The organism is Aliivibrio sp. S3MY1, from assembly GCF_028765575.1.
Lineage (GTDB): Bacteria > Pseudomonadota > Gammaproteobacteria > Enterobacterales > Vibrionaceae > Aliivibrio.
Genome location: NZ_JARACO010000024.1, coordinates 26,780 through 42,617, shown reverse-complemented (window position 1 = coordinate 42,617; position 15,838 = coordinate 26,780). Strand labels below are relative to the sequence as shown.

Below are 15,838 nucleotides of genomic sequence, written 5' to 3'. Positions count from 1 at the left end.
TTATCAACTCACAAGTGCCCACACAGATTAATAGGTTTCAAATTTTTAAAGAGCAAACTAACAAGAAATACTGTGATTTGAATCACTCGCTCCGTGTCAGTGGATGCGCAGTATAGGCAATTCAGATTTTCGTGCAAGGCTTTTTATTAAAAAAAATACCGTTCGAACAACAATCAAACAATGCGAACAAATATCAACCTAAAAAGACCGTTTTATGCGTGATTAACCTCATTACTCTTAGCTCCTCACTCTTTAATAGCTATGTTACAATTATCATCTATTCAAACTTTATTGAGATATACACATGAAAATCGGCATTATTGGTGCAATGGAACAAGAAGTTGCCATTCTAAAAGAACAGATTGAAGGCTTAACGACAACAACAAAAGCAGGATGTACTTTTCATACAGGTACATTATCTGGTGCTGATGTTGTATTGCTACAATCTGGTATTGGTAAAGTTGCTGCTGCAGTAGGTACAACATTACTTATTTCAGATCATAATGTAGATCTTGTGCTAAACACAGGTTCAGCTGGTGGATTTGATTCATCACTAAATCTTGGTGATGTCGTTATTTCAACAGAAGTACGCCACCATGATGCAGACGTAACTGCTTTTGGTTACGAAATGGGTCAAATGGCACAGCAACCAGCCGCTTTCAAAGCCGACGAGAAATTAATGTCTGTGGCAGAGCAAGCATTAACACAAATGGAAAATAAACACGCTGTACGTGGCTTAATCTGTACTGGTGATGCTTTTGTATGCACTCCAGAGCGTCAAGCATTCATCCGCACTCACTTCCCATCAGTTATCGCTGTTGAAATGGAAGCATCTGCAATTGCTCAAACTTGCCACCAGTTTGAAATTCCATTTGTTGTTGTTCGTGCAATTTCAGATGTCGCTGATAAAGAATCACCAATGAGCTTTGAGGAGTTTTTGCCTCTTGCTGCGCAAAGCTCATCAGAAATGGTGACTAAAATTGTCGCATTGCTAAAATAATTGCAACCTAATTGAGCTGGCAAAATTCGTTAGCTCAATTCTTTCCCTCTATACAGTAAACATATATGTCTGAAAAACTATCTCTACTCATTGCTGATTACTCTCTATTGGTTTTATGGGGAGCATTATTATTTCATCTACTTCTTCCTATTCCCGTACATGCACACCCAATGACTATCTGGCGAAAATTCGCAGAGTTACTCTCCACAAAGGTAAATACTACTCGCTCTTATCAACAACGTTTAATTTCTGGTTCGCTTGCTTGGGCGTTAATGATTACCCCTGTCATTATTGTGTATATTGCTGCATTACCTCTCATCTGGAATCTACCATTATTTAATCTAGGGTTACTTTTAATTTCCTTGGAATGGCGAGGTGTTGAAAAACTTTGTAAAAATACGATAAAAGCAATCAACCAAGAAGATAAAAAAGAAGCAAAAACAATTTTAATGCCTTGGTTAAATAGAGATATTGAACCACTTTCCCTTTTAGGCTTAGGTAAAGCAAGTGCAGAGACAATGGTTTTAGGTTATGCACGAACCGTCATTGGCGTGCTGTTCTGGTATGGTATTGCAGGAGGGATCGGAGCTTTTATTTATCGTTTATCTTTAGAATTAGCTCGTGCCTGGTCACCTTCAAGAGATACATTTAGACCATTTGGTATTCCAGCATTAACCATTCAAACTATTCTAGATTTTATTCCTTTAAAGATGTTTAGCCTTTTATGCCTTATAGGAAAACATTTTCAAATTGTTCTTCATGTACTTAAACAACAGAAAAAAAGCTGGCCAAATAAAAATAATGCATGGTTACTTATCATTATTGGCAAAAAATTTGAGCTTTCTATGGGCGGTCCTGTTATTTATCAGGGCAAGAAAATCAGTAGACCAAAACTTGGAGGAAAAATCGCACCTTCTGCGATTCATTTAGCACAAATACATCGTTTTTTAAGTTGGAGAATAGCTATCTGGCTAATCCTTCAAAGCACTCTAATGGTTATAATCAAACATGGATTATAACTGTACTCTCAACAACATCATGCTGTAAGTCATAGAGGACAAGATGTTAATCTATATAATTGATATGTTCGGTACTGCCATCTTTGCTATTTCGGGAGTGTTATTAGCCGGACGGTTAAAAATGGACCCTTTTGGCGTCACAGTACTTGCGAGTGTTACCGCTATCGGTGGTGGTACGATTCGAGATATGGCACTTGGTGCTACCCCTGTTTTCTGGATTACTGATACAAACTATTTATTAGTCATTTTTGTTACCTGCATTTTAACCATGTTAATCATCAGAAAACCCAAACGCCTTCCTTGGTATGTTTTACCAGTATCCGATGCTATTGGATTAGCCGTTTTCGTCGGGATCGGTGTTGAAAAAGCACTAAAATACAATGCCGACCCTATGGTGGCAGTCATTATGGGGGTTATTACAGGTTGTGGCGGTGGAATAATCCGAGATGTACTTGCTCGTGAAATTCCTATGGTATTAAGAAGTGAAGTTTATGCTACGGCTTGTATTTTAGGAGGTATTGTTCACACCTTTGCTCTCGAATTTAATATTCAGAGTTCAACCGCTATGCTAATGGGGGTAGCTACCACATTAGCAATTAGACTTGCGGCTATTCGCTGGCACTTGTCCTTACCTACTTTCGCTCTTAATAAATAAAACGTTAAGCCAACTCTTTTCCATTATGGGTTGGCTTTTTCTTGTTTATTTTAAATTTACTGAACTTTTTTTTATTAAAAGGTGACAAAACGATAACCTCATTACATAGCAGTTAGTCTAAAAACAGGCTAAACTCCTATGTCGTTATTTTTATGAATTCTTTACCTAATTAGTCGAATGATATTATCTAAATTAACTCGCATTCCTGTTATCCATCGCATTCTTATTGGTATTTGCAGTGCTGGAATAGTTGCTGCTGTAGCGACAATTCCAGATTCTGTCGCACCAGATTCCGGTTTTTATAAATTATCCGTTGGACAAACATACCCTATTGAAATTCGTCAAGAGTCCCTTATTTCTCATGAGCAAACCTCTAAAAATAAACAACTCTCTTGGGAAACTTATACCGTAAAGTCTGGTGAAAGTGCTTCTGTACTATTCAGTCGCGTTGGTTTAACTGCTCGCCAACTTTATAACTTAACCAGTAGTGATAAAGAGATAGAAAATCAGCTAACTCGGTTGAGTCCAGGAGACAAATTAAAATTTGGCTTCAACAAAAACCAAGAAATAATTCAACTTATTCGTCCTATCAGTAAATTTGAAACCTATAGGATTAGTAAAGTCGGCGATAGCTACCTTGGCTTATTTGAAAAGCAAGATATCGAAACACAGCTTAACTATACCAAAGCAACGATTACATCTAACTTCTGGAATGCCTCTATTAGTGCTGGTTTAAATGCAAACCAAATAATGGAACTGGCGGGCATTTTTGGTTGGGATATTGATTTTGCTTTAGATATTCGTGAAGGCGACAGTTTTAACGTTCTTTATGAGGAGCGTTATGTTGAGGGGGAATACGCAGGCAAAGGGAATATTATTGCAGCATCTTTTACCAATCGTGGTGATAACTTTACCGCTATTCGTAATGATAAAAATGGCAATTTCTATGAGCCAAATGGCCGAGCAATGAAAAAGGCTTTTTTACGTTCCCCAATTAACTTCCGTTATGTGAGTTCTAACTTTAACCCTCGTCGCTTACACCCTGTAACAGGCCAAAGAAAAGCACATAGAGGCACTGATTATGTCGCACCGGTTGGTACCCCTATTTGGGCAGCAGGTGATGGTGTGGTTGATAAGTCAGGTTACAATCAATTCAATGGTAATTATGTCTTTATTCGCCATAGTAATACCTACATTACTAAGTATTTACATATGACTAAGCGTTATGTCAACGCGGGACAACGAGTAAAGCAAGGAGATACGGTTGGTACCTTAGGTGGTACAGGACGAGTTACAGGCCCTCACTTACATTATGAATTCTTAGTTAACGGTGTTCATAAAGATGCAAGAACGGTCTCGTTACCACAATCAAAATCATTAACAGGTAACGATAAGAAAGAGTTTGAACTTGTAGCCAAAGAACGCCTAAAACAACTTGAGCAGTACAGCCAATTTATCGTTGGCAATCACCCGGTACTAACTCACGAGTAAGTTAACGTACGATAATGCTCTATGATGTCATGATCTGATGACACCGTAGGGCATTATTTTTATCTCTCGTTCGCGTATTCTTTATCTCTGCCTAACCTCAATAAACAAGGCGCGTTAATAGCTCTGGGCGTAAACATTGAACACCTGTTTGTAATTTCGCATCTACTTTTCAAGCCCTTCAATAGAACGTAACTCGCTCCATTGGCCGAACCAATAAACGTTCTGAATCTTCAGCTGAAATGCCTTGGTGGCTCATCAACATAGTTCGAGCACGACTTAATGCTGTACATTTATAAAAAAAGGTAAGAAGAGAGTACTCAACTTACCTTTCTGCCTCAGTGGTTACACACTAAACGATGCGCCACAGCCACATGTTGTTGTCGCATTTGGGTTATTAATAAAGAAGCGAGAACCCTCTAGACCTTCTGTATAATCAACAACACCACCAATCAAGTACTGTAAACTCATTGGGTCGACAACTAAAGTTACGCCATCATTTACTAGCGTCATATCGCCATCATTTACGTCTTCATCAAAAGTAAATCCGTATTGGAAACCGCTACAGCCACCACCTGTAATGTATACACGTAGTTTTAGATTTGGGTTTTCTTCTTCTGCTATTAACGTTTTTACTTTTGCCGCAGCAACATCAGAAAACGTTAACGGCACAGATACATCACTCATTTCAACCTCTCAGATTGGTTTCCAATTCTATTTTAATTCTGATTATCTAATACCTGACTGTTTCATTCAAGTATTCAATACATCCATCACGCGTAACAGAGCTAGTTAGCTCTCATTCAGTATATTTATTTACTTATTAGATGGGGATTAATACGATCAACTCAAGCATTCTGATTCAATTTAGGTACAATAACTGCCAACTGGTCCAATTGATTACTACGAGGATATAAGTAATGACCAAATCAGCAGAACTATTTGCAAAAGCGCAAGAGAAAATCCCTGGTGGCGTTAATTCACCTGTTCGTGCTTTTGCTGGTGTTGGTGGCTCACCAATTTTCATTGAGCGTGCCGATGGCCCATTAATTTTTGATGCCGATGGAAAAGCTTATATTGATTACGTTGGCTCTTGGGGTCCAATGATCCTTGGCCATAACCATGCTGCTATTCGTGAAGCCGTAATATCTGCTGCACAACGTGGTTTAAGTTTTGGTGCACCAACTGAAACTGAAATCAATATGGCTGAGCTTGTTTCTGAATTAGTCCCATCAATGGAACAAGTTCGTATGGTAAGTTCAGGCACAGAAGCAACAATGAGTGCCATTCGTCTTGCTCGTGGTTACACAGGCCGTGATAAGATCATGAAGTTTGAAGGCTGTTACCACGGTCATGCCGATAGCTTACTGGTAAAAGCAGGTTCAGGTGCATTAACACTTGGCCAACCTAGCTCTCCTGGCGTACCGGCTGATTTTGCTAAGTACACACTAACAGCAACGTTTAATGACTTAGCGTCTGTTCGTGAACTATTTGCTGCAAATAAAGGTGAGATCGCTTGTATTATTGTTGAGCCTGTTGCTGGCAACATGAACTGCATTCCACCAGTAGAAGGTTTCCATGAAGGTCTTCGTCAGATCTGTGATGAAGAAGGCGCGTTATTGATTTTTGATGAAGTAATGACAGGGTTCCGTGTTGCAGAAAACTGTGCACAAGGTTACTACAACATCAAACCTGACCTAACTTGTCTTGGTAAAGTTATTGGTGGCGGCATGCCTGTTGGTGCGTTTGGTGGCAGCAAAGAAGTAATGCAGTATATTGCTCCGACAGGGCCTGTATATCAAGCGGGTACCCTTTCTGGTAATCCTGTTGCAATGGCTGCTGGTTTTGCTTGTTTGAAAGTATTAACAGAAGAAGGCAATGAAAAGCGCCTTGCTAGTACGACCAAACAATTAGCGCTAGGCTTAAAAGAGCTAGCAAATAAGCATGGTATCTCAATGGTAGTTAATTACGTTGGCGGTATGTTTGGTTTCTTCTTTACTGATCAAGAAACAGTAACAACCTACGAAGACGTAACTAAGTGCGACATCGAACAATTCAAACGTTTTTTCAATCTAATGCTAAAACACGGTGTTTACCTTGCTCCTTCTGCATTTGAAGCTGGATTTACTTCTTTAGCTCATGGTCCAAAAGAGATTGAAGCAACACTAGAAGCCGCTGATCGTTGTTTTGCTACAATGGCTTCAGAAGCAAAATAAATCTAAAACGATAAGAAATTAATCAATGGTCGACTCTGTATTGAGAAGGCCATTTTTATTGCCAGAAATACACCACCATCACTATTAGTCCAATCATAATTACAGGAACAACTGGTAATTTTCTTTTTTTATTACTATTGCACGTCTCTTTATCACAACAGCCCATCGTTACTCTCCATTATTCTTGCTAAGCTAACTAAGTACCTATATAACTTAACTAACTGTCAGTATTTATTAAATAGCTAACCGCATCATAAGGGAATAATGTGTCTCATTTCAATAAACTAAATTCTAGCCATTGGGTTTTAATTGCTGCTTTACTTGCCGCGGGTTATGCGTGTTTTCTATTAATTCAGCCTTATTTAAACCCTATTATCCTCGCCTTTATTATGTCTCTGTTATTTGCACCTCTACATAATAAAATCAGCGAAAAACTACCAAATAGCCCCAATAGTGCGGCTATTTTGTCTTGTACTGCACTGACCTTTATTATTGCCATCCCCCTATTTTTTGTCTTTGTTGCCATTGTTCAGCAAGGCGTAACCTTTTCTAAAGACGCTTATCACTGGGTCACAGAAGGTGGAATTCAGACTTTATTTGAACACCCTATTGTTGCGAAAATATTAGCGTTTATTAATAAGCACCTCCCTTTTGATGTTATTGACCCTGCTGAAATTACTCAAAAAGTGGCTCAACTTGCTTCTCAAGTAGGAACAAAAGTGGTTGGCGTCAGTGCTCAAATATTGGGTGATGTGACAAATGTACTGGTGAATTTCTTCTTAATGCTGTTTGTTCTCTTCTTCTTATTGCGAGATCAGGACAAAATCATCTCAGCATTTCGCCATGTATTGCCTCTTTCAAGAAGTCAAGAAGATCGCTTATTGAATGAAATTGAAGTGGTTTCAAAATCAGCGATTCTTGGTTCTTTCTTAACTGCTATAGCCCAAGGCCTAGCCGGTGGTTTTGCTATGTGGTTAGCTGGTTTTCCTGGCTTATTCTGGGGAACAATGATGGGATTTGCCTCTTTTATTCCTGTTGTTGGTACTGCTCTTATTTGGGTACCTGCAACGATTTATCTACTTTTAACGAACCAATGGGAATGGGCTATTTTCTTAACCGCGTGGGGAGTTCTGGTTGTAGGTTCGATTGATAACATCGTACGACCATTATTGATGCAAGGTAACTCAGGAATGAATACGTTACTCATTTTCTTCTCTTTATTAGGCGGAATTCACTTATATGGCTTAATTGGTTTAATTTATGGCCCTATTATTTTCGCTTTAACTTTAGTTCTTTTTAATATGTATGAGACTGAATTTAAAACATTTTTAGACCAACAAGATAAGAATTAACTCAATAAACTTTATCAGATAGAGGCTGGATTTCTTTACTCACGTAAACAGCCTCTTACTTTTCTTTTCCTTCCCCTTTCTTTGTGGGACAATCTCGTCAGTTTTTGTATTCTTTCGAGGCCATTATGTCTTACTCAGCTCCAAGTCAAATCACTCAACGTCAACTTGCTTATTTTGAAGGCAAACACGTTCTCATTGCTGGTGAACTTACTGATGATTTTCCACTTGAGTTAGTCAAACATTGTGCTTCAACATCAATTTTTACGACTAACTATGGCTACTATAAGCAGTTTGAAAACAATGACAGTATTGACTGCCATTTTGGTTCTGAGTTAACTGAAGATATCAATGCAGATATGATCCTACTGTATTGGCCAAAAGCAAAAGCTGAAGCTGAGTATCTACTGACCATGCTTCTAGCCAAGCTAGGTAAAGATACCGAAATCGCTGTCATTGGTGAAAACAGAAGTGGTGTAAAAAGCATTGAAAAAATGTTTGCCGATTTTGGACCAATCACTAAATTTGATTCTGCTCGTCGTTGCAGTTTTTACTGGGGCCAATGCACTGAATCAGTACCAAGCTTCAATCTACAAGATTGGTTTAAAGAGTATCAAGTTCAATTTGAAGAGCACACCATTGAAGTAAGAAGCCTACCAGGCGTATTTAGTCATGGTGAATTTGATAAAGGTTCTGAATTACTACTACAAACACTGCCATCATTACGTGGGCACGTACTTGATTTTGGTTGTGGTGCCGGTGTTTTAGGTTCAGTCATGAAAACATTAAACCCTAAAATTCATTTAGATATGGTTGATATCAGCGCTCTAGCTATTGCCTCATCAATTGAGACTTTAAAAGCAAACGGTCTTGAAGGTAATGTCTTCGCTAGTGATGTTTATTCTGATACTAAAGAAAATTACCAATTTATCGTGAGCAATCCTCCGTTTCATGCGGGTTTAAAAACGCACTATTCTTCAACAGAAGAGCTACTTGCAAAAGCACCACAAAATTTAACTCATCAAGGGCAATTAATTTTAGTGGCAAATAGCTTCTTACAATATCCTCCAATTATTGAAAAAGCCTTTGGGGAATGTGCAACATTAGCTAAAAATAATAAATTTAAGATCTACTCCGCACAAAAATAATCTAGCACTCCGCCGCAACTTACCATTCTGCTGCTTGATTTTTAACGTAAATTACGTATAAGAAGCAGCAGAGTTTCTCGTTAAAACTTCATTACCATATACTTACTGACACGTTAATTGTGTCAATTCCGCTGAATGGACAACAGTGTAAATCAGGCTTAACATGGATAAAAAACAACACTTTAAACGTCTTCAACATACGTTAATGATTGCATTTCTTGCATTGAGTATTACCCCCCTATCAATTATCGCGATCTTCTTTCTTCAATCGCACAGTCAAGATCTAGCTACTCAAAGTACAGCTCACCTTGTTTCTTTAAGAGATAATAAAGAGCAGCAAGTAACAAACTATTTTAAAGCACGAAGATCCGAAGTTTTAGGCTTTGCACGTTCAGAATTAGCCAATGCGAGTGGTGGCCGATTTTATGGTTTAATCAGTGCGTTTCCGCATTTAGGCTCATCGATTGAAAATGCGAGAAAAAATGCACAATTAAGGTATATAGAAGGTTCTGGTAATAAAATTCGCACCAGTGTCTTGCCTGAATCTGATTCCTATATTGGTAGTGAACGCTATCGTCTTTTACATAAGCGATATCACTGGGCCTACCAAGAGCTACTAAAGCGTTCTGATTTCACCGATATCCTATTAGTGGATATTGATGGCAATGTTGTCTACTCAACTAAAAAAGAAGACAACTACGGTACTAATCTACTCACAGGTAAATATAAAGACACTTTGCTTGAAAAAACATACAGCAAAGTACGTGAAATAATGGATAAACCAAATAACCAAGACAATATCCCGGTTATATTTTCTGATTTCTCTTACATTAATGATGAAAGTACTGCGTGGTTTGCCGCACCTATCGTTCAACAAGGGTACTTACATAGTTTTGCTTTATTTAAATTACCAAACACCGGGTTATCTAAGCTTTTGAATAAGAAGGAAAATAGCTCAACTAAAACCTATTTTGTTGGTGAAGACTCTTATTCTCGAATTAACAATAACAACACCAACAAAAATTTATCTCAAAATATAATAGCGGCACTATCAGGAAAAACAGACGTCGGTAGTTTTGTAGATAAAAATGGCCAGAAAGTGCTGGCAGCATTTGCTCCAATCAATATTGATAATCATGTTTGGGGGTTGTCTGTTGAGCTTCCTGAAAATGAAGCCTTTGCACAAATCCAACAATTAGAGCACATCTTTATTATTGCTATGATCATCGCTATCGCCAGTGTAGTCATAGCCTCTCATTTCCTATCTAACTCAATTACCGCTCCTTTACTACGTCTAACTTGGGCAGCAGAACGAGTATCCGCAGGGGATTTAGATCAAGAGATGATTAGTACCGATAGAAAAGATGAGATTGGTCGTCTTGCGGTAAGTTTTGCACGAATGCAACGATCAATAAGAGAAAAAATTCAACTGATCAAAGCTCAAAATAAAGAGTTAGAAGCAAACCTTGCTATTATCAAAAATAAAAATAGCGAGTTAGAAGCCGCGGATAAATTAAAAGATGAATTCTTAGCAACAACCTCTCATGAGCTAAGAACCCCACTGCATGGTATGGTTGGTATTGCAGAAGCTCTTTATACTGGTGAAAATGGCCCTATATCAGCTTCTCATCGACATCAATTAGAAATCATAATTAATAGCGGACAACGACTAACAAACCTAGTTAATGATTTATTGGATTACCATAAAATGCGTCATGGTAATTTAGATATTCACCGTCATGTCGCTGATCTTTCTTCTGCAACAAGTCTTGTTCTTGAGTTATCGCAGCATTTACTTGGTAATAAATCCATTCGTATTATTAACCAAGTTGATAAATCATTACCTTCTGTTTATGCCGATGAACAACGCCTTGAGCAAGTTCTGTATAACTTAATTGGTAATGCGATTAAATATACTTCAGAAGGGAAAATTGTTATTTCGGCCAGCGTTGTTGACCAATTCCTACGTGTGCAAGTAGTTGATACTGGCCATGGGATCCCTGCCGATGAATTAGAACATATTTTTGAACCTCTGATCCAAGCTGGTCATGATTCTAATCGCTACAGACAAGGGTCTGGCCTAGGTTTATCTATTAGTCGTCAACTCATTGAATTAATGGGCGGTTCTTTATATGTAAGTAGCCAGCCAATGGTTGGGGCTACTTTTAGCTTTACCGTACCTTTAGCAAGTAAAGAACAGATACAACAGCATAAATTACTAACGAAGGAAGATATCGCTCATTTCCAAAAACCTGAAAATTTGGAATACAATTTAGATGATCTGACAGAAGAGATCCCAGAGAACCCAGACGGTCCTCTGCTATTAGTTGCTGATGATGAACCTATCAATCTACAAGTATTAAGTAGCTTCCTCAAAGTTGAAGGTTATCGCGTAAAAGCCGTTAATGATGGCCCTGAAACATTAAAAGCCTTAAAAGAAGAAATACCAGAATTACTTCTCTTAGATGTAATGATGCCAGGTATGAGTGGCTATGAAGTTTGTCAATCAATTAGGCAAACATATAGCCACTCCGAGCTGCCTATTATTATGTTAACCGCATTAAATCAAACCCAAGATAGAGTGCGAGGCTTTGAATCAGGAGCCAATGACTACTTAACTAAACCATTCAATAAGCAAGAACTGGCCGCTAGAATTAAAGCTCATTTACAAGCAAGTCAAGCAGAGGGAAGACTGACTGAAAATGACAGACTGCAACAAGAAATCCGTCATAGAGAGAAAGTAGAAACCAGCTTACTTGAAACCCAAGGCCATATATTAGGGCAATTAACTCACGCACAAGAAGCCATTATTTGTGCTAAATCTGATGGCAAAATTCAATATGTGAACCAAGCGGCTGCAAAACTTTTCTTACGAACAGAAGAGCAATTGTCTCGCTATTCTATTGATGAGTTAATCGCTAAACGCAGCTTAATTGAAAGTGAACAAAATTATAGAGGTAATATTGACGTCTATATAGATGGTGCGATAAAGCAAATCAATGCTGATCTATTACACCTTCCAGCCGCTTCAGGTTTATCTGTCATGCTTGTAGTTAGCCATAAAAATGAAGCTAGTGAGCAACGTATTCATGACTTAGAAAATGCCGTAGAAGCTCTCTCTGCGTTTGCTTTTGATGGAGATAAACAGAAACTCGATTCTTTATCTATCATGGGGGGCGATATTGCTCAGTTAGCAGTTAAAGCTAATGAGAATAAAGAGGATAAAGGGATGATTATGCGAGAACTCATTGTTGATGGCATGATTTCTGCTCTTCAATATTGGGAAGACTCCACAGGACAAACTAAATTTACTCTCGCAGAAGAAAGCGGTTTATGGCGCGTTTATCTTGATAGAAGCACGCTGCAAACTCGAACTTTAGATAAGTACTTACGAGTAGAGTCTTTGCCTAAAACACCGCGATGGCGAACTGTCGTGAGTACATTAGAGTATATCCTTACGCACTGTAATACACATAACCAAGAAAGGGAAAGACTGATAAGGATAAAGGATAAACTTCAGTCTTTAATCTCATCGAGTTAATCATTAAAGTAATTAAATTCAACCCGTATTTTGGTACGGGTTTTTTTATATCCACACTATTTTACGGCATAAATTAACTGCTTTTAGATTCGTTAAAAACAACAAAAAAAACAATAAATAAGTGCATTTCACTCAGTAAAATCTATATTTGTCGTAAGAATGAGAAGCGAATCACAACAAACTCACGCTGATAATTTTAGCGATAAACTTACGGACTTAGATCACACGTGATCGCTATCACTGTCTATAAGGCAGAAAGTAAACCATATATATACAAAGATACACCAGGTAAGTAAACACTAACTTTTACCTTTACAGTTCAGTATACATTGAACATGCATCACACTCGTTTTAATATTCGAAATATGGCAAAAATATAGAAAAATGACGATTTTAACGTAACGAAACCCAACTTTGACGTTTTTAACGGAAATCTAAATTGACGTTTTCAGCAGAAAACGTTTTCCTATACATGCCCAAGGCCTACAGACCACTCAAAAACCATTAGTAAAGGTAAGTTAAAAAATGGATTTGAGGTAAGCCTAAAATGTGTTTTTATCAAGTTGATAAAGACGTATATATCGTGAAACTAAAGCAAAGAGTAAGGAACAGCTATGCTTGCCAATATTAAAAAAACTACACTAGCTGCTGCAGTATTAGCAGCAACAACTGGTTTTGCTGCTACAGATGCAGCAGCTCGCAGTGAGCTAACAGTAGTACCTGATTTCTACCCTACAATGATTCAAAACTTTAACCCATACTTAGCAACTAATCTTCGTACAACAACTGATTTTGTTTACGAACCATTAGTTATCTTTAATGAGATGCATGGCAATAAACCAGTTATGCGTCTTGCTGAAGATTTCCGTATGTCTGATGATCTAATGAGTGTAACTTTTGACATTCGTAAAGGCGTTAAATGGTCTGATGGTGAAAAATTCACAGCTGACGATGTTATCTACTCTTATCAACTATTAAAGGACAAGCCAGAGCTTGACCAACGTGGTATCAATAAGTGGGTTACAAAAGTTGAACGTTTGAATGAATACCAAGTTAAATTCAGCCTATCTGAAGCTAACTCAAACGTACCTTATGAAATTTCATTAGTGCCAGTTGTTGCAGAACATATTTGGTCTAAAGTTAAAAACCCGACAACATTTACCAATGAAAATCCGGTTGGTACTGGTCCTTTCACTGAAATCGATACGTTTACACCACAACTTTACATTCAGTGTCGTAACCCGAATTACTGGGACAACGATAACCTAGATGTTGACTGTTTGCGTGTTCCTCAAATTGCAAACAACGACCAACTACTTGGTAAAATCGTAAACTCTGAACTGGATTGGACTTCATCTTTCATTCCTGATATCGATCGTACTTACGCTTCAGCAAATCCTAATCACCAATACTGGTACCCGCCATCAGGTACACAAGCATTGATGGTTAACTTTAAAAACCCTGATGCAGCCAAAAATGAAGCGTTAACAAACGTTGAATTCCGTCGCGCTATGGGTATGGCACTTGACCGTCAAACTATCATCGACATCGCATTCTACGGTGGCGGTACTGTCAATGATTTCGCATCTGGCCTAGGCTATGCATTTGAAGCTTGGTCTGATGAAGAAACTCATAACAAATACAAGAAATTCAATACTTACAACGTTGAAGCAGCTAAGAAGCAATTAGCTAAAGCTGGCTTTAAAGATGTGAATGGCGATGGTTATGTTGATACTCCATCTGGTAAATCATTTGAACTTCTAATTCAATCACCAAATGGCTGGACTGATTTCAATAACACAGTACAACTTGCTGTTGAGCAATTAGATGAAGTGGGTATTAAAACAAAAGCTCGTACTCCTGAATTTGCGGTTTATAACCAAGCAATGCTAGAAGGTACATACGACTTAGCTTATACCAACTACTTCCACGGTGCAGATCCACACCTATACTGGAACAGTGCCTATAACTCAGCACTACAAGAAGGCGATGGTATGCCTCGTTTCGCAATGCATTACTTCAAAGATGCGAAACTAGATGCGCTACTTGATAGCTTCTACAAGACTGCAGATAAAGATGAGCAAATCGAAATCGCTCACGGTATTCAGAAAATCATCGCTGAAAACCAAGTAACTCTGCCTATTATGTCTGGTGCTTACATGTACCAATATAATACACAACGCTTCACTGGTTGGTGGAATGAGAAGAATCCTAAGGGCCGTCCAAACATCTGGGCTGGTATTCCTGAGCGTCTTCTACACGTTCTTGACCTAAAACCTGTTAAGTAATATGTAACAACTTTTGCGGTGCATATCTTGTGCACCGCCTATTCTCCCCTTCCCTACTAGCTAAAGGATTGGCGCTTGTCGTCAGGGGATTTTGCGTCCTGATTTCCAGGTCAGGCAAATAATATCTGGATGAGTAAGGTGTGAGTTATGGGATTTTTTCTAAGACGTTTATCGTTCTATTTTATTGCGTTGGTCGTTGCTGCAACGATTAACTTTATCATTCCGCGAGCAATGCCAGGTGACCCTGTTGTCATGATGTTTGCGAATGCCACCACTCAGGTAACTCCTGAGCGTATCGAAGCTATGAAACAACTGCTAGGTTTTGTTGATGGCCCTCTTTATCAACAATACTTTATCTACATCAAAAACATTCTAACTTGGGAACTAGGTACTTCTATCAAATTCTATCCTCTAAGTGTAAACACACTATTAGGTGGCGCATTTGGTTGGTCTCTTTTCCTAGCTGGTACAGCAGTTATTCTGTCTTTCTCTCTAGGTTCAATCTTAGGTATTTTTGCTGCTTGGAAACGCGGCAGTGCATACGACACATTTATCTCTCCAGGGATGCTGGTTATTCAAGCGGTGCCACAAGTGGTTATCGCGATGCTTGCCATGTTTACCTTTGCCGTCGGATTAAAATGGTTCCCTACTGGGTATGCATATACTCCCGGAGTTGTTCCAGACTGGACTAGCTGGGTATTCATAAAAGATGTCGCTTATCATGCCATTCTTCCATTGATCTGTGCTTCAATTGTTCAAATTGGTGGTTTCTTAATCAACATGCGTAACAACATGATTAACCTTTTAGGTGAAGATTACATCACCATGGCAAAAGGAAAGGGATTAAGCGAAAACCGAGTTGTATTTAACTACGCAGCACGTAACGCAATGCTTCCAAGTGTTACCGCTCTATCTATGTCTCTTGGTATGGCTATTGGTGGTCAACTTATCGTTGAAATTATCTTTAACTACCCAGGTCTTGGTTCTGTATTGTTTAATGCAATTACGTCTCGTGACTACCAAGTTCTTCAAGGTCAGCTACTTATCATGACTCTGTTCATGTTGTTCTTTAACCTTCTTGCTGACATGTTATACGTTGTTCTAGACCCTCGCCTACGCAAGGGAGGAAAATAA

The 15,838-nt window shown here is 38.5% G+C and carries 11 protein-coding genes; 10 read left to right on the top strand and 1 reads right to left on the bottom strand.

From position 1 onward, the window contains the following. Window positions 1-304: 304 nt before the first annotated feature. From mtnN to PVK62_RS14195, 4 genes are all read left to right on the top strand, one after another. A complete protein-coding gene (gene mtnN, locus PVK62_RS14210; protein ID WP_274445465.1) occupies window positions 305-1,000 on the top strand; it encodes a 5'-methylthioadenosine/S-adenosylhomocysteine nucleosidase in 696 nt (231 codons plus the stop codon). A 65-nt stretch (window positions 1,001-1,065) separates the two neighbouring features. Then, window positions 1,066-2,019: a cobalamin biosynthesis family protein gene (locus PVK62_RS14205; protein WP_274445466.1), complete on the top strand. Its 954-nt coding sequence runs from the start codon at window positions 1,066-1,068 to the stop codon at window positions 2,017-2,019. 43 nt (window positions 2,020-2,062) lie between these two features. Beyond that, complete coding sequence (locus tag PVK62_RS14200; RefSeq protein WP_274445467.1) at window positions 2,063-2,674, top strand: TRIC cation channel family protein; 612 nt, start codon at window positions 2,063-2,065, stop codon at window positions 2,672-2,674. A gap of 180 nt (window positions 2,675-2,854) precedes the next feature. Continuing rightward, window positions 2,855-4,165 (top strand): peptidoglycan DD-metalloendopeptidase family protein, encoded by a 1,311-nt coding sequence (locus PVK62_RS14195; protein ID WP_274445475.1) that lies wholly within the window; start codon window positions 2,855-2,857, stop codon window positions 4,163-4,165. A gap of 342 nt (window positions 4,166-4,507) precedes the next feature. Here PVK62_RS14195 and erpA read toward each other — a convergent pair whose 3' ends face one another. After that, the gene (gene erpA / locus PVK62_RS14190; protein ID WP_274445468.1) at window positions 4,508-4,849 is read right to left on the bottom strand and encodes an iron-sulfur cluster insertion protein ErpA; all 342 of its coding nucleotides are present in this window, start codon (window positions 4,847-4,849) and stop codon (window positions 4,508-4,510) included. Window positions 4,850-5,082: 233 nt separating this feature from the next. On the opposite strand from erpA, the gene hemL reads away from it, so the two are divergent. The 6 genes from hemL (at window position 5,083) to PVK62_RS14160 (ending at window position 15,838) form a co-directional block, all read left to right on the top strand. Then, window positions 5,083-6,378: a glutamate-1-semialdehyde 2,1-aminomutase gene (hemL, locus tag PVK62_RS14185; protein ID WP_274445470.1), complete on the top strand. Its 1,296-nt coding sequence runs from the start codon at window positions 5,083-5,085 to the stop codon at window positions 6,376-6,378. Window positions 6,379-6,644: 266 nt separating this feature from the next. After that, the gene (locus PVK62_RS14180) at window positions 6,645-7,730 is read left to right on the top strand and encodes an AI-2E family transporter (protein ID WP_274445471.1); all 1,086 of its coding nucleotides are present in this window, start codon (window positions 6,645-6,647) and stop codon (window positions 7,728-7,730) included. Window positions 7,731-7,855: 125 nt separating this feature from the next. Beyond that, on the top strand, window positions 7,856-8,875 hold the full coding sequence (gene rsmC / locus PVK62_RS14175; protein ID WP_274445472.1) for a 16S rRNA (guanine(1207)-N(2))-methyltransferase RsmC: 1,020 nt from the start codon (window positions 7,856-7,858) through the stop codon (window positions 8,873-8,875). Window positions 8,876-9,038: 163 nt separating this feature from the next. Continuing rightward, window positions 9,039-12,416, top strand: a complete 3,378-nt coding sequence (locus PVK62_RS14170) for a response regulator (RefSeq protein ID WP_274445473.1) — start codon at window positions 9,039-9,041, stop codon at window positions 12,414-12,416. 614 nt (window positions 12,417-13,030) lie between these two features. Next, complete coding sequence (locus tag PVK62_RS14165; protein ID WP_274449461.1) at window positions 13,031-14,704, top strand: ABC transporter substrate-binding protein; 1,674 nt, start codon at window positions 13,031-13,033, stop codon at window positions 14,702-14,704. 147 nt (window positions 14,705-14,851) lie between these two features. Beyond that, window positions 14,852-15,838 (top strand): ABC transporter permease, encoded by a 987-nt coding sequence (locus PVK62_RS14160; protein WP_274445324.1) that lies wholly within the window; start codon window positions 14,852-14,854, stop codon window positions 15,836-15,838.

What these genes read in the sequence shown, in the direction of transcription:
- PVK62_RS14165 (WP_274449461.1), top strand. Translation starts at nt 13,031, where the DNA reads ATGCTTGCCAATATTAAAAAAACTACACTAGCTGCTGCAGTATTAGCA.
- hemL (WP_274445470.1), top strand. Translation starts at nt 5,083, where the DNA reads ATGACCAAATCAGCAGAACTATTTGCAAAAGCGCAAGAGAAAATCCCT.
- mtnN (WP_274445465.1), top strand. Translation starts at nt 305, where the DNA reads ATGAAAATCGGCATTATTGGTGCAATGGAACAAGAAGTTGCCATTCTA.
- rsmC (WP_274445472.1), top strand. Translation starts at nt 7,856, where the DNA reads ATGTCTTACTCAGCTCCAAGTCAAATCACTCAACGTCAACTTGCTTAT.
- PVK62_RS14205 (WP_274445466.1), top strand. Translation starts at nt 1,066, where the DNA reads ATGTCTGAAAAACTATCTCTACTCATTGCTGATTACTCTCTATTGGTT.
- erpA (WP_274445468.1), bottom strand. Translation starts at nt 4,849, where the DNA reads ATGAGTGATGTATCTGTGCCGTTAACGTTTTCTGATGTTGCTGCGGCA.
- PVK62_RS14160 (WP_274445324.1), top strand. Translation starts at nt 14,852, where the DNA reads ATGGGATTTTTTCTAAGACGTTTATCGTTCTATTTTATTGCGTTGGTC.
- PVK62_RS14170 (WP_274445473.1), top strand. Translation starts at nt 9,039, where the DNA reads ATGGATAAAAAACAACACTTTAAACGTCTTCAACATACGTTAATGATT.
- PVK62_RS14200 (WP_274445467.1), top strand. Translation starts at nt 2,063, where the DNA reads ATGTTAATCTATATAATTGATATGTTCGGTACTGCCATCTTTGCTATT.